Below are 13,231 nucleotides of genomic sequence, written 5' to 3' on the forward strand. Positions count from 1 at the left end.
GAGGACAAAACTATGGCGATTACGATAAGCGTTCTCGATCAAAGCCCGATTTACCCGGGGGAAACGGGAGCCGAAGCCCTGGCGCGCACGGTGCTGCTGGCACAGACATCGGAGCGGCTCGGATTCCGGCGTTTCTGGGTGTCGGAGCATCATGATTCCGATCAGCTGGCAGGCTCCTCCCCGGAGGTGCTGATCTCTTATCTGCTGGCCAAAACGAATCGCATCCGCATCGGCTCGGGCGGCGTCATGCTGCAGCATTACAGCCCGTACAAGGTGGCCGAAAACTTCAACGTGCTCGCCTCCCTGGCGCCGGGGCGCGTCGATCTTGGCATCGGGCGCGCGCCGGGCGGTTTGCCCCGCAGCACGCAGGCGCTGCAGCGCGGGAATGCCGATGCTGCCTCCTTGACGGACAAAATCGCCGAATTGGACGGCTATGTGCATAACCGCCTGGCTCCGGACCATCCTTTGGCCGGGCTGAAAGCCGCCCCGCTGGCGGAGCGGCCCGCTGAAATTTATGTGCTGGGCGCCAGCGTCGGCAGTGCGGAAATCGCGGCCGGCCTTGGACTGCCGTATGTGTTCTCCTTGTTTATCAACGGGGATGAAAACGTGGCGCTCGAAGCGATCCGGAAATACCGAGAGGGCTTTAACGCCGAACGCGGAACCCGGCCGCAGGCGATTATAGCGCTTGCCGTGGTCGTAGCCGATACGGAGGAGGAAGCCGAGAGCCTGGTTGCCTCCCAGAAGCTGGTGAAGATCCATCTGTCCAGCGGCAAAACGCTGACGCTCGGCACCCGCGAGCAGGCGGAGGAATTCGGCCGGCAGGCCGGCGAGCCGTATACGATCGAGGAGCAGGAGCCGTTCATTACTAAAGGCACAAAGGCATCCGTCCGGGAAAAGCTTGAGGAGCTTCAACGGTCATCCGGCGTGGATGAATTCATCGTGACAAGCAACATCGCTCCGTTCGAAAAACGTCTCCGTTCCTTCGAACTGCTGGCCGAGGCCTTGAACGGGGCGGTTGCGGAGGTATAATGCGCGGGTCGGGCAGATTGCTATCGGCCTGCATTGGCCATTGCTATCGGCCTTCATTTTACAGGAGGTGGAGATGATGACGGGACATCAACTGGAGCCGGTGACCGAAACCGGTTATGACAAATTCATAAACATACGCCGCCGTTTGCACCAATATCCGGAGCTGTCGAACGAAGAGTTCGAAACGACGAAGTCGATCCGGGCATGGCTTGAGGAAGCGGAGATCCGCATCCTGGATTTCCCCTTGGCGACAGGCGTCGTGGCCGAGGTCGGTGGCCGGAAGCCCGGACCCGTGATCGCGCTGCGCGCGGACATCGACGCGCTGCCGGTCCAGGAGGAGACGGGGCTGCCTTTTGCCTCCAAAATCCCCGGGAAAATGCATGCCTGCGGGCATGATTTCCATACCGCCGCGTTGATCGGAACGGCGTATGCCCTGAAAGAAAAGGAAAACGAGCTGCAGGGAACGGTCAGGCTCATTTTTCAGCCGGCCGAGGAAAAAGCCAAGGGAGCCAAGCAAGTGATCGACGCCGGGGCGCTCGAAGGGGTGCAGGCCATCTTCGGCATGCACAACAAGCCGGATTTGCCGGTCGGAACCGTCGGCATCAAAGGCGGGCCGCTCATGGCCGCCGCGGACGGCTTTGCCGTCGAAATCGAAGGAAAGGGCTCCCACGCGGCGGTTCCGGAAGCCGGGCTCGATCCGATCGTCACGGCCGCCCATGTCATTACGGCGCTGCAGTCCGTCGTAAGCCGGAACGTCAGCGCCCTCCAGAGCGCGGTGATCAGCGTGACCCAGCTTCATAGCGGAGCGTCCTGGAACGTGATCCCGGACCGGGCGGTGCTGGAAGGAACGATCCGGACGTTCGACGAGACGGTACGCGAACGGGTGCTGGAGCGCTTCAGCCAGGTGGTCGAAGGCGTGACGGCCGCTCTCGGCGCCAGCGCCGGCGTGCGCTGGATCGAGGGGCCGCCGCCGGTGAACAACGACGAGGCGCTGGCGGAACTCGGCCGGGCGGCGGCGGAGGCCGCGGGACTTCGCGCCGTGGTCCCCGCGCCGTCGCCGGCAGGCGAAGATTTTGCCGTCTATCAGCGGAAGGTTCCGGGATTGTTCGTGTTCATGGGGACGGCGGGTACGCAGGAATGGCATCATCCGGCGTTTACGCTCGACGAAGCGGCGCTTCCGGTCAGCATCCGTTTTTTTGCCGAATTGTCCGAACGCGCATTGGCGCAGCTCCGCGCCGCGGGAGGTGAGCGGAAATAACGATGATCCCAAGCTATGACGTCATCATCGTCGGAGCGGGCTCCATGGGCATGAGCGCCGGTTATCATCTGGCCAGGCGGGGCGTGCGGACGCTGCTGATCGATGCCTTCGACCCGCCGCACCGGGAAGGGAGCCATCATGGGGAACCTCGGTTGATCCGCCATGCTTACGGAGGCCACCCCGTTTACACGGAACTCGCCGTTCATGCCCACCGGCTGTGGAACGAGCTTGAGGATCAGGCGGAAACCCAGATTCTGGTGCAGTCCGGCGTCCTCAATATTGCGGACCCGAAGCTTCATAATTTTCACGGCCGCCTGGCGGAAGCCGCGAAACACGACGTTACCGCCGTCAAGCTGAATGCGGACGAAGTCCGCAGGCGCTGGCCGGGTTTGGCGATTCCGGATCATTTCGAAGCGATGTTTGAGCCGGCGGCCGGGTACCTCCGCAGCGAAGCATGCGTCGACGCCTACAAAAGGTTGGCGTTGGCCTACGGAGCCGAGCTGCTGACGCATTCGGCCGTTACCGGAATTACGGCCCGGAGAGGCAGCGTCGTGGTCCATACCCGAAACGGCAAATTTCACGGAGCCGCGGCGATTTTGACCGCAGGGGCATGGTTCGGAACGCTGGCACCGTTCGTTTCCATCCCGGTGAGGGCGGTCCGCAAGACGGTCGGCTGGTTCGAAACCGCCGGTCAGGATTACAAGGTTGGGAGATTTCCGGGATTTACGCTGCATACGGAGGAAGGCGGGTTTTACGGCTTTCCGGATATCGGCGGGGCCGGGCTGAAAATCGGGCGGCATGACGCCGGAAGGGAGTGGAAGCCGGGTGAGCCTTTCTTGCCCTTCGGAAGTTTTCCGGAAGACGAAGCGGATTTGCGCGCCGCCCTCGGGACATATATGCCCGGCGCGTCCGGGCGCCTGATCCAAGGCGCTGCATGCAAATACGAGCTTTCGCCGGACGAAGGGTTCATCATCGACAGGCACCCTCATTATCCGCATATTGTCGTCGCTGGGGGATTTTCCGGGCACGGCTTCAAATTTTCGAGCGCCGTCGGCGAACTCTGCTCGAAGCTCGTCATGGACGAGGAACCGCCGTATGATCTGAGCCCGTTTGCGCTTTCGCGTTTTTCGGGGCAGGCAGCGCCTGCGCCAAGCTTTGCACAAGGAGGAGAATGAAACATGAGCGAAGTGGATTTGGATGCTTTTTTGGACACCTATGGGCAGCTGGCCGAAGCGGTGGCCGGACTGAACGAGGAGCAGGCGAAATGGAAGCCCGCGCCGCAAATCTGGAGCGTGCAGGAGGTGGCTTCGCATCTCGTCGATCACAGCTTCGTGATTTCGTTCCGGATCCGGGACATTTTGGCGGGGACGGCGGCAAGGCTGCCGGCGTTCGACCAGGATGCCTGGGTGAGCGGCCAACGTTCGAACGAAGGGCGGCTGTCCGACATTTTGGATGCCTTTCACGCGATTTTGGAGTACAACGCTTTGCTGATCGGACGGTTGAGCGAAGAAGAGCTGGAAAAGACCGGGGTCAACTTCAAAGGGGAGAGCGTCAGCATCAAGGCAATCATTCGCGGCTTCATCCGTCATGTTCAAGGCCATCTCGGCCAGATCGAGCGGATTCGGCAGGCCGCTGCCCTTGCATTGGAAAAGGCATAAGGAAGGGCTTGGGTCGGAGGACCCGTTTCAGGGGATTTTCAAAAGGGAGGAATAATCATGGCAAAGCAAAAACAGTTGAAGCTGGGAGCTCTCCTGCACGGCGTCGGCGGAGGAACTTCGCTTTGGAGGCATCCGGACGTCGACCCGGGCGCAAGCGTCAATTTCGAGCTGTACAAAAGCTGGGTCCGCAAGGCGGAAGAGGGCAAGCTGGACCTGATTTTTATCGCGGACGGCCTATACATTACGGAAAAATCGATTCCACACTTTCTGAACCGCTTCGAGCCGATCACCCTCCTGAGCGCGCTTGCGGCCGTCAGCACGAACATCGGGCTTGTCGGCACTTTGTCCACTTCGTACAGCGAACCGTTTACGGTGGCCCGCCAGTTCGGTTCCCTCGACGTTATCAGCGGCGGGCGCGCCGGCTGGAACGTGGTCACCTCTCCGCTTGAAGGGTCTGCCCTCAATTACGGCAAAAAAGAACATCCGGATCACGACAAGCGTTACCGGATCGCCACGGAATTCCTCGAAGTGACGCGCGGCCTGTGGGATTCGTGGGAAGACGACGCGTTCGTGCGGAACAAGGAGACGGGCGTATTTTTCGACCGGGACAAAATGCATGAGCTGAACCATCAAGGGGAGTTTTTCTCCGTCAAAGGGCCTTTGAATATCGCCCGCTCCAAGCAGGGGGGCCCGGTCATCTTCCAAGCCGGTGCATCGGAGGTCGGCAAAAACTATGCCGCGAAGGAAGCGGACGCCATATTTACGGGAGCCGAAAATTTGGAGGAGGCGCTGCGGTTTGCGCAGGACGTCAAAGCCCGCGCCGCGGCTTTCGGCCGGAATCCGGACGACGTGCTGATTTTTCCCGGCATCGGCCCGATCATCGGCCGCACGGAGGAAGAGGCGGAGCGCAAATATCAGGAGGTGGCGAGCCTCGTGACGATCGAAAATGCGCTCGACTATTTGGGGCGGTTTTTCGAGCATCATGACTTTTCGCAGTATCCGCTGGATGAGCCGTTTCCGGAGCTTGGGGATCTCGGCAAAAACAGCTTTCAGAGCGGCACGGACAAAATCAAACGGGACGCCAAGGAAAAAGGGCTTACGCTCCGGCAGGTGGCGCTCCAATCCGCTACGCCGCGCGGAAACTTCATCGGAACCGCGGAGCAGGTGGCCGATCGGATTCAGGAATGGTTCGAGGCCGGAGCAGCCGACGGGTTCATGATCACGGCCGCCGTGCCGCGCGGGCTGGAAGATTTCGTGGATCAAGTGGTGCCGATCCTGCAGGAACGCGGATTGTTCAGAACGGAATACGAAAGCGACACGCTTAGGGGCCATCTCGGGCTTGCGGTGCCGGAGAACCGGTATACGAAAGCCCGGGCGGAAGCCGTCCGTTCCTGAAACGCAGCAACCCTATCATGATAAGCGTGTCGGGCGCAGCAGTTCAACCTAAGGAGGATGAAGATGACTAAAATCGCTGTGATTGCAGGCAGTCCATCAAACGGATCCCGATTATTCGGTTTGATTCAACATGCTACGGACCGGTTGGCCCGGGCGGGGTATGACGTCGATTTGATCTCCGCCGCGGACCTTCCGGCCGAAGAGCTGCTGAGGGCAAATTTCAACAGTCCCGCCATTCAAGAGGCGCTTTCCTCCGTCGACGAGGCAGACGCCGTGATCATTGCCAGTCCGGTGTTTAAAGCTTCCTATTCGGGGGCGCTGAAGACCGTTTTGGATCTTGTGCCGCAAAAGGGCTTCCAGGGCAAAATCGTACTGCCGCTTTTTATCGGCGGGACGATCGCGCATCTGCTGGCCGTCGATTATGCGCTGAAGCCGGTCGTGGCCGCGCTGGGTGGCACGAATATCCTGGGCGGCGTGTTCGCCGTGGACGGGTGGGTCAGCCGCACCGAACACGGGGGATACGAGCTGACCGAACAGCTGCAGGAACGGCTGGATGACGCCATTGGCGACCTGGTCCGCGAGCTTGGGCATTATGCCTCTGCTCCGAATCGGACCGAGCAGGGGCAGGCGGTATGACGGCGCCGGGTCTTTATGCCTTTTGGGGATACGGCCAGAAGTGGCCTGGCCTTAAGGGGGCAGGGATCTCATGAAGGTCGCATTATTCAGCTTGATGATGAACATCCCCAATGCCGTTACCGGCGAAACCTGGACGGCGCAGCAAAAGTTCCGGAACGTCATTCGCCAGGCGGTCCTTGCGGAAAAGCTCGGATTTGACGCTTACGGCGTCGGCGAGCGGCACGGCGCGCCGTTCCTATCCTCTTCCCCGCCTGTCGTTCTGACCGCCATTGCGGCCCAAACGGCCCGCATCCGCCTGCTGACTACGGTAACGGTGCTGAGCGTGCTGGATCCGGTCCGGGTCGCCGAGGATTATGCGACGCTGGACCACCTGTCCGGAGGCCGTCTGGAGATGATTATCGGAAAGGGCAACGACCCGCGGCATTATCCGCTTTTCGGCATTACGGAAGAGGAGCAGTGGGAATCGATGGCGGAGCGTTACCGGCTGCTGAAACGATTATGGTCGGAGGAAAACGTATCGTGGGAAGGCAAATACCGTCCGCCCTTGGAGCAGGTGACGACATACCCCAGGCCTTATCAAAAGGCGATACCGGTATGGCACGGCAGCGCGTCCAGCACGCTTTCGACGGAGCTGGCGGCACAGTTCGGGGAACCGATTTTCTCCTCGAATTCGTTCCATCCGCAAGCCAAATACAAAGCGCTGATCGACCATTACCGCGAGCGGCTTGCCCATTATGGGCATGATCCGGCGCGCGCCGTCGTCGGTGCCGGTTCGGGCAGCCTGTATCTCGCAGCGACGACGGAGGAGGCGATCCGCCGTTATCGGCCGTACTACAATGCATTCAGCGCGACCGAATCCTCGAAGCATAACCAATCGCCTTTCGTCAGCCTGGAGGACATGATCGAAAACGGACCGGCTTTGATCGGCAGCCCGGAGCGGGTCATCGAGAAGGTGTTGAATTACCACGAAGCGTTTGGTCATCAGGTGCTGAGCATCAGCGTCGACGGACTGGCCGAATCGGAGCAGGAGGAGCAGCTGCAGCGTTTTGCCGAAGACGTGCTGCCCGTGCTCAAGCGGGAAATTCCAAGCGAGGTATGGGAGCGCGGTCCGGTTTTGGCGGAAGAAGGGAAGGCGGTCGTTTCATAATTGGATACCATCAAAGGGCCCGCGGCGATTCGCGGGTCTTTTTAGGCATTTTTTATGATATTCGAGGGGGATGCCCGGATAGTTTTTTCTTTTGCGATTAAATCCCCCTAAAATGCGAGGGACAAATCAGTTACACTATTCGTATAGCGGATAAGAGAGGGAGGAGTGGAATGAACGAGGAAGAAGCGAAGTTAAAAACGACATTGCTGCATTTGCGGGCTGGCCGGAAAGGAACCGGGGATGATCTGCACCCGGAACAGCTGCTTCCGGACATGTTGAACCATATCGGCAGCACCGATCCAGAACTTAGGGACGATTTGATCTACAGTACGATTTGCCGCTGGACGAAGCAGCGGAACATTTCCCCTGAAGCTATGCGCAGGCTTCTCGTTTCCGCAATGGATGAGGATCATCTGTTTTTCGGGATCGGGGAAAAGGGGACCGATTCGGTATTTACCCGGTCTTTTTCGGCGCTTATTCTCCCCGTAGCGGTGTATATGCATAAACAGACCCCTTTTTTGCAGAAAGATGAATTGCAGGCCATGAAAACAAAGCTCATCCAGTACCTGGATTCGGAGGAGGATTTGAGAGGCTACGTGGAGGGGAAGGGCTGGGCTCATGCGGCGGCGCATGCCGCGGACGGCATCGAATCGCTTGCGGGATTGGAGCCGATGACGGGTTCGGATTTGCTGAGGATGCTGGAAGCGATCCGAAATAAGGTTTGCATCGGCAGCTACCTGTATGTGAACGATGAAGACGAGCGCTTTGCCGACGCGGCAGCGGTCATATTGATGCGCAACGCCTTGGCGGACGATGATATTGCAGACTGGATATGCAAGATTGCCTATGCCCCTTTGGCCGGCAGCATGACGGAGAAGGAGACATTGCGGGCCAACACGAAGCATTTTTTGCGAAGCTTGTATTTCAAAATGCTGAAAGAACCAGAGTTGCTTAAGTATTCGTCTTTTCTATTGAAGCAATTAAATGAGAGGGACAGATACGCATAGAAGAAAAAAGTTCATGGGAAAGAGCGTCAGTTGAACGAGACAGATCAAGCGAAGGGGAGGAATGGAACATGACCAAGATCGAGTTATCGCCGGATCAACGCGAAGGACTGCTCAAAACATTAAAAGCCCGTTTCGAAAAAAACATGAGCCGCCATGCGGGCCTTGAATGGGCCGGCGTACAAGCAAAACTCGAAGCAAATCCGGACAAGCTGTGGCCGCTCCATGAAATGGAAGCAACCGGCGGAGAGCCGGATGTTGCGGGTTATGACAGCAAGACGGGCGAATACATTTTTTACGATTGTTCGGCCGAAAGCCCGAAAGGCAGGAGAAGCGTTTGTTACGACCGGGAAGCGCTGGAGTCCAGGAAAGAACATAAACCGAAAAACAGTGCTGTCGACATGGCCGCTGCCATGGGCATTGAGCTGTTAACGGAAGAACAATACCGGGAACTGCAGCAGCTGGGCAATTTCGATATGAAGACGTCGAGCTGGGTGCTGACCCCCGAAAGGATTAGAAAACTCGGCGGGGCCCTCTTTTGCGACCGCCGCTACGACACGGTCTTCGTGTACCACAACGGGGCAGAATCCTACTATGCGGCAAGAGGGTTCCGCGGCTCGCTAAGGGTCTGAATGTTGGCGGCGGGTCGGCGCTGCCATCCGCAGGTCAACCGGTACGATCAATGGAAAAGGGAATGTATTAGAGAAGGTCTTTTGGAGACGTTCTCTTTTTGTTTGGCCTGATCAGAAATAAACTCCAGTTGCGGAGTTGGATGCTTAAGAGAGTGCTCGGCTCCATGAAGCTCCTCTCGCCTGACGGCAGTACAGCGCGCATCATGGAACCTTCGCATTTGGAACCGGCGCCTCGACACGATGGCTTCGGAGCCGCCGGATGATTTCACGACGCGGGGAGCCCGCCAAGAAACCGGAGAAGAATCGCGGACAGCTCGTCGGGATGGCTCAGCATGGGCATATGCCCCGAATTTATAGCCGCAGTCTTGCAGCCGTCAAGGTTTCGGATCATCCGTTCCTGCAGCTTTGCCGGGAGTTCCCGATCCTGCTCAAGTCTGACGTATAGCGAGGGAATTCCGGCAGGCCAATGAGCATTTATTTTATCCGTATAGATGCGAAGGGGCTCAGGCGTGAAATGCTTTGCGATCTCCGCAGCCTGTTCCGGCGACAGGTCGCTGCACAGGCTTTTGCGAATCACCTGCTCCGGCGGCATCGTTCCGAACGCGCGCATTAACGTCGCCATGAGGATGCGTTGGGCCGGCGGGAATACGGAAAGAAAGGAACCGCCGTCCGCAGGGATGACCGCACCAACCGCCGCCAAACCGGCCACCTGCTCCCGGCGGTCCGCGGCAATCCGCAATGCGGGAACGCCGCCGATCGAATGCGCGACGAGGATAAAGCGCTCCACGCCCCAGCGATCGATCTGGTTGTTGATGTCGGCGATGTAGTCATGAAGCGACATCTTTTGCCTAATTGCATCTTCGGCTTGGCGAAAAGGAAAATCGATCGACAAACAGGGAACCGGAAGCCGATCCATGACCTGGTTCCAAATACCGCCGTTTAATCCGGCGCCGTGAATGAATACATATCCGGTTTGGGAGCCGGAATTATCGAATTTTTTCATAAAAAAGTCCTCCTAAGCATGTTGGGTTTGGTGATGGGTCAATCCTTTGTTAACATCATACGACCGCTTCCCTGACAAAACCGGTCAGTGAAGTTCGGCCATGCCGAAAATCGGGAAGATGGTCCCGTCCGTCCTTGCGGCAGCGAATACAGACCGATATAATTAAGGACAAGTTCATGCAAGGAATTGAAACCGAAGGTGGGTCAAGGTATTGGAACAGATTCAAAACGGGGAACCGTTTGTGTATACCTCTCTTCGTCCGCAGGATACCGAAGCGCTGGCGGCATGGCTGGCAAAAGCGGCGGTTCCCGGGACGGTCATCGGATTGGACGGAGATTTGGGAGCGGGCAAAACCGCTTTTTCGCAATTTTTCGCCAAACATTTGGGCGTAAAGGGCGTCGTCAACAGCCCGACCTTTACGATCATTAAAGAATATGAGGGGCGCCTGCCTTTCTACCATATGGATGTGTACCGGGTGTCTTTGGAGGAAGCGGAGGACCTGGGGCTTGACGAATATTTTTACGGCAGCGGGGTCAGCCTCGTCGAATGGTCGCAAATCGTCCGGGAGCTGCTGCCGGAGCAGCATCTGCATTTGTATATCGAGACGGTCGGCGAGACGGAGCGGAAAATTACGTTGCAGGGCTTTGGGCAGCCATATGAGGAATGGTGCGGAAGCCTGAAACAGAATGGAGTCTTTCAGGAATGAATCAACCACAAACACAGCCGCTGAAGCGGTTTTTGGCGTTGGATACGTCGACCGCTTGCCTTGCGCTGGCGGTGATGGAAAACGATAAGGTGCTTTATACGATCAAGGCTGCGGGAGAACGGAACCACTCGGTGCATTTGCTGCCGCTCGTTCAAAAAGGTCTGAGCGAAGCCGGAGTGGACGCATCCGCTTTGAACGGGATTGCGGTAGGAATCGGGCCGGGTTCGTATACGGGGACGCGGATTGCGGTGACGGCCGCCAAGACGTTGGCATGGGCGTGGAACATTCCCGTCGCGGGCATTTCCAGCCTGCACGCCCTGGCATGGAGCGGCCTTCTGACGGCGGCTGCAGCAAGCACGGGCATCAACTGGGTGATCCCGATGATGGATGCCCGTCGCGGTCAGGCGTACACGGCATTGTTTCGGGCCAGAGGCACAGAGATGCCGGCGCGCCTGCAAGAAGACGCCATTCGTCTGATGGAAAACTGGGTCGGCGAAATCGAGCGGATCTGGAACGAAACGCCGGCGGAGGAACAACCGGATGGCGTCTGGTTCGTCGGGGATGCCGGAAAACACGAACCCGCCATCGAACGTCTGCGCGCCCTGCTGGGAGACCGTCTTCATACCGCCGCTTGCGATATGGAGGGGGAACCGGTGGGCCGTTTGGGGTCTGACCGGCTGATGCAGGGAATCACCGACGACGTGCACGCGCTCGTGCCGAATTATACGCAGCTGGCGGAAGCTGAAAAGCTCCTGCGGAAGCCGTGAAGGGAGTTCGATAGTCATGGAGCAGGAGATGTATCCGAATCACGAAGGATTGTCCTTCCGCCAGATGGCGGTGGAAGATATCCCGGATGTCATGGTGATCGAACATGAATCGTTTACGCTCCCCTGGACGGAGGAAGCATTCCGAAACGAGCTGACCCAGAACCATTTTGCGCGATACATGATCATGCAATATTTGGGACAGCCCGTAGGGTATGCCGGCATGTGGACCGTGATCGACGAAGCGCATGTGACCAACATCGCCGTTCTGCGGGCGTACCGCGGGCGGAAATGGGGGGAGCGCCTTTTGCGCGAACTGATGAAAACCGCCTCAGATCTGGGCATGCAGCGGATGACGCTTGAAGTCAGAGTGTCGAATGAAGTTGCGCAGAATTTATATCGTAAGCTGGGATTTAAGCCCGCAGGTCTCCGCAAAGGTTATTATTCGGACAACCAGGAGGATGCTTTGATCATGTGGGCGGATCTGCCTGAGCGCGGCAGCGCGCAGGGAAGTAGGGAAGGAAGCGAAACGTACTGATGAGTGAAATTCATAACGAGTTGGAATCCTGCTATATATTGGCGGTCGAAACCAGCTGCGACGAGACTTCGGTGGCCGTCGTCAAGGACGGCAAAGAGGTTCTCAGCAACTTGATCGCCAGCCAGGTCGAAACCCATAAAGCCTTCGGCGGCGTCGTACCCGAGGTTGCTTCGCGCAAGCATGTCGAAAATATTACGCTGATGCTGGAAGAAGCGGTGCGCAAAGCCGGCATCGGCCTAAACGATCTGTCGGCAATCGCCGTGACGCAAGGGCCGGGGCTGGTCGGCGCCCTGTTGGTCGGCGTCGTCGCGGCCACGAGCCTGTCGCTGGCGCTGAACAAGCCGCTGATCGGCACCCATCATATCGCCGGGCATATTTATGCCAACCGCCTTGTGGCGAATTTGGAATATCCGTGCATGGCATTGGTCGTTTCCGGCGGGCACACGGAGCTTGTCTACATGAAGTCCGAAGGAAACTTCGAGGTGATCGGGCGGACCCGGGACGATGCCGTCGGCGAGGCGTATGACAAAGTCGCGCGAGCGATCGGATTTCCGTACCCCGGCGGGCCTCACGTGGACCGTCTCGCCCTGGAGGCGGAGGGGGCGGTGGATTTGCCGCGGGTATGGCTGGAGCCGGATTCCTACGATTTCAGCTTCAGCGGCTTGAAATCCGCGGTGCTGAACGTCGTCAACCAGCGTAAAATGCGCGGGGAGCCTATTCTGGAAAGCGCCATAGCGCGCGGTTTCCAGGAATCGGTCGTCGAGGTGCTGGTCACGAAGGCCATCCGGGCGGTCAGAGCCTATGAGGCCAAACAGCTGCTGCTCTGCGGCGGCGTCGCCGCAAACCGCGGGCTGCGCAAAGAACTGGAGCGGCAGTGCCGCGAGGAAGGCATCGAGCTCATCATTCCGCCGTTCGAATATTGTACCGACAACGCAGCCATGATCGGCGCTGCAGCCTATTTGAAGTGGAAAAAGGGGCAATTCGCCGGTTTGGACCTGAAGGCGATGCCGCAATTTTCGCTTGAAGCATGGTCGGTTCAGGAGTCCTGATCGAACTAGTCCGGGAAACGCGGCTGCTTGCTCCAGCGCGGTGCAGTCTGCAGGCAGATGAAGATGAAGATCGGCAAGAAGCAGCGATATAGCACGGCAGCTCATGGCCCGTACTTGGCAACAAGTACGGGCTTTTTTTGCAGCATTCGACAAAGTTTTTGTCAAGTTGTGGACAAGATTATCCACATATTCAAGTAAATTTGTGTACAAACCCGTTATGGATGCGAAATCAGTTGATTTCAAAGGGTTTTGAAAACGTGGATATGATTTTCATTTAGGACCCTTAAAAACTGTGGATAATGTGGATAGTTTGGTGGATAATAGTGGATATTCATTAAAAAGATGAATTTAATCCATAAAAAACGGCCCTGAGGGCCATTTTTTCAACCAGGTTATGCACCGTTTATGTGGA

The 13,231-nt window shown here is 57.9% G+C and carries 14 protein-coding genes; 13 read left to right on the plus strand and 1 reads right to left on the minus strand.

From position 1 onward, the window contains the following. The first annotated feature begins 12 nt into the window (after positions 1-12). The 9 genes from AC27KL_RS18240 to AC27KL_RS18280 all read left to right on the plus strand — a co-directional run bounded on the left by AC27KL_RS18240 (position 13) and on the right by AC27KL_RS18280 (position 8,759). The gene (locus AC27KL_RS18240) at positions 13-1,029 is read left to right on the plus strand and encodes an LLM class flavin-dependent oxidoreductase (protein WP_487170572.1); all 1,017 of its coding nucleotides are present in this window, start codon (positions 13-15) and stop codon (positions 1,027-1,029) included. Positions 1,030-1,105: 76 nt separating this feature from the next. After that, a complete protein-coding gene (locus tag AC27KL_RS18245; RefSeq protein WP_339322264.1) occupies positions 1,106-2,287 on the plus strand; it encodes an amidohydrolase in 1,182 nt (393 codons plus the stop codon). 2 nt (positions 2,288-2,289) lie between these two features. Then, on the plus strand, positions 2,290-3,462 hold the full coding sequence (gene solA / locus AC27KL_RS18250; protein WP_487170573.1) for an N-methyl-L-tryptophan oxidase: 1,173 nt from the start codon (positions 2,290-2,292) through the stop codon (positions 3,460-3,462). Between the two features lie 3 nt (positions 3,463-3,465). Continuing rightward, positions 3,466-3,945: a DinB family protein gene (locus AC27KL_RS18255; RefSeq protein WP_487170574.1), complete on the plus strand. Its 480-nt coding sequence runs from the start codon at positions 3,466-3,468 to the stop codon at positions 3,943-3,945. 57 nt (positions 3,946-4,002) lie between these two features. After that, positions 4,003-5,340 (plus strand): LLM class flavin-dependent oxidoreductase, encoded by a 1,338-nt coding sequence (locus AC27KL_RS18260; RefSeq protein WP_487170575.1) that lies wholly within the window; start codon positions 4,003-4,005, stop codon positions 5,338-5,340. Positions 5,341-5,403: 63 nt separating this feature from the next. Beyond that, a complete protein-coding gene (gene ssuE, locus AC27KL_RS18265) occupies positions 5,404-5,976 on the plus strand; it encodes an NADPH-dependent FMN reductase (RefSeq protein WP_487170576.1) in 573 nt (190 codons plus the stop codon). Positions 5,977-6,046: 70 nt separating this feature from the next. Further along, entirely contained in the window at positions 6,047-7,123 is a 1,077-nt protein-coding gene (locus AC27KL_RS18270) for an LLM class flavin-dependent oxidoreductase (protein ID WP_487170577.1), read from the plus strand. 170 nt (positions 7,124-7,293) lie between these two features. Then, complete coding sequence (locus AC27KL_RS18275) at positions 7,294-8,130, plus strand: DUF2785 domain-containing protein (protein ID WP_487170578.1); 837 nt, start codon at positions 7,294-7,296, stop codon at positions 8,128-8,130. A gap of 68 nt (positions 8,131-8,198) precedes the next feature. Beyond that, the gene (locus AC27KL_RS18280; RefSeq protein ID WP_487170579.1) at positions 8,199-8,759 is read left to right on the plus strand and encodes a DUF4256 domain-containing protein; all 561 of its coding nucleotides are present in this window, start codon (positions 8,199-8,201) and stop codon (positions 8,757-8,759) included. 265 nt (positions 8,760-9,024) lie between these two features. Here AC27KL_RS18280 and AC27KL_RS18285 read toward each other — a convergent pair whose 3' ends face one another. Next, a complete protein-coding gene (locus AC27KL_RS18285; protein ID WP_339322256.1) occupies positions 9,025-9,762 on the minus strand; it encodes an alpha/beta fold hydrolase in 738 nt (245 codons plus the stop codon). Positions 9,763-9,982: 220 nt separating this feature from the next. Here AC27KL_RS18285 and tsaE point away from each other — a divergent pair, with 220 nt between their 5' ends. Genes tsaE through tsaD form a run of 4 tightly spaced genes read left to right on the plus strand, consistent with a single transcriptional unit; the run spans position 9,983 to position 12,819 of the window. After that, entirely contained in the window at positions 9,983-10,468 is a 486-nt protein-coding gene (tsaE, locus tag AC27KL_RS18290; protein ID WP_212950278.1) for a tRNA (adenosine(37)-N6)-threonylcarbamoyltransferase complex ATPase subunit type 1 TsaE, read from the plus strand. After that, complete coding sequence (gene tsaB / locus AC27KL_RS18295; protein ID WP_487170580.1) at positions 10,465-11,235, plus strand: tRNA (adenosine(37)-N6)-threonylcarbamoyltransferase complex dimerization subunit type 1 TsaB; 771 nt, start codon at positions 10,465-10,467, stop codon at positions 11,233-11,235. Before tsaE ends, tsaB begins: the two co-directional genes overlap by 4 nt. 16 nt (positions 11,236-11,251) lie before the next feature. After that, positions 11,252-11,770 carry a ribosomal protein S18-alanine N-acetyltransferase gene (gene rimI, locus AC27KL_RS18300; protein WP_487170581.1) on the plus strand — a complete coding sequence of 173 codons (519 nt, stop codon included), beginning with the start codon at positions 11,252-11,254 and terminating at the stop codon, positions 11,768-11,770. Continuing rightward, positions 11,770-12,819 carry a tRNA (adenosine(37)-N6)-threonylcarbamoyltransferase complex transferase subunit TsaD gene (gene tsaD, locus AC27KL_RS18305; RefSeq protein WP_487170582.1) on the plus strand — a complete coding sequence of 350 codons (1,050 nt, stop codon included), beginning with the start codon at positions 11,770-11,772 and terminating at the stop codon, positions 12,817-12,819. Before rimI ends, tsaD begins: the two co-directional genes overlap by 1 nt. The last annotated feature ends 412 nt before the right edge of the window (positions 12,820-13,231 follow it).

This window comes from Paenibacillus sp. YAE3 (assembly GCF_057546105.1).

What these genes read in the sequence shown, in the direction of transcription:
- AC27KL_RS18240 (WP_487170572.1), top strand. Translation starts at nt 13, where the DNA reads ATGGCGATTACGATAAGCGTTCTCGATCAAAGCCCGATTTACCCGGGG.
- AC27KL_RS18245 (WP_339322264.1), top strand. Translation starts at nt 1,106, where the DNA reads ATGACGGGACATCAACTGGAGCCGGTGACCGAAACCGGTTATGACAAA.
- solA (WP_487170573.1), top strand. Translation starts at nt 2,290, where the DNA reads ATGATCCCAAGCTATGACGTCATCATCGTCGGAGCGGGCTCCATGGGC.
- AC27KL_RS18255 (WP_487170574.1), top strand. Translation starts at nt 3,466, where the DNA reads ATGAGCGAAGTGGATTTGGATGCTTTTTTGGACACCTATGGGCAGCTG.
- AC27KL_RS18260 (WP_487170575.1), top strand. Translation starts at nt 4,003, where the DNA reads ATGGCAAAGCAAAAACAGTTGAAGCTGGGAGCTCTCCTGCACGGCGTC.
- ssuE (WP_487170576.1), top strand. Translation starts at nt 5,404, where the DNA reads ATGACTAAAATCGCTGTGATTGCAGGCAGTCCATCAAACGGATCCCGA.
- AC27KL_RS18270 (WP_487170577.1), top strand. Translation starts at nt 6,047, where the DNA reads ATGAAGGTCGCATTATTCAGCTTGATGATGAACATCCCCAATGCCGTT.
- AC27KL_RS18275 (WP_487170578.1), top strand. Translation starts at nt 7,294, where the DNA reads ATGAACGAGGAAGAAGCGAAGTTAAAAACGACATTGCTGCATTTGCGG.
- AC27KL_RS18280 (WP_487170579.1), top strand. Translation starts at nt 8,199, where the DNA reads ATGACCAAGATCGAGTTATCGCCGGATCAACGCGAAGGACTGCTCAAA.
- AC27KL_RS18285 (WP_339322256.1), bottom strand. Translation starts at nt 9,762, where the DNA reads ATGAAAAAATTCGATAATTCCGGCTCCCAAACCGGATATGTATTCATT.
- tsaB (WP_487170580.1), top strand. Translation starts at nt 10,465, where the DNA reads ATGAATCAACCACAAACACAGCCGCTGAAGCGGTTTTTGGCGTTGGAT.
- rimI (WP_487170581.1), top strand. Translation starts at nt 11,252, where the DNA reads ATGGAGCAGGAGATGTATCCGAATCACGAAGGATTGTCCTTCCGCCAG.
- tsaD (WP_487170582.1), top strand. Translation starts at nt 11,770, where the DNA reads ATGAGTGAAATTCATAACGAGTTGGAATCCTGCTATATATTGGCGGTC.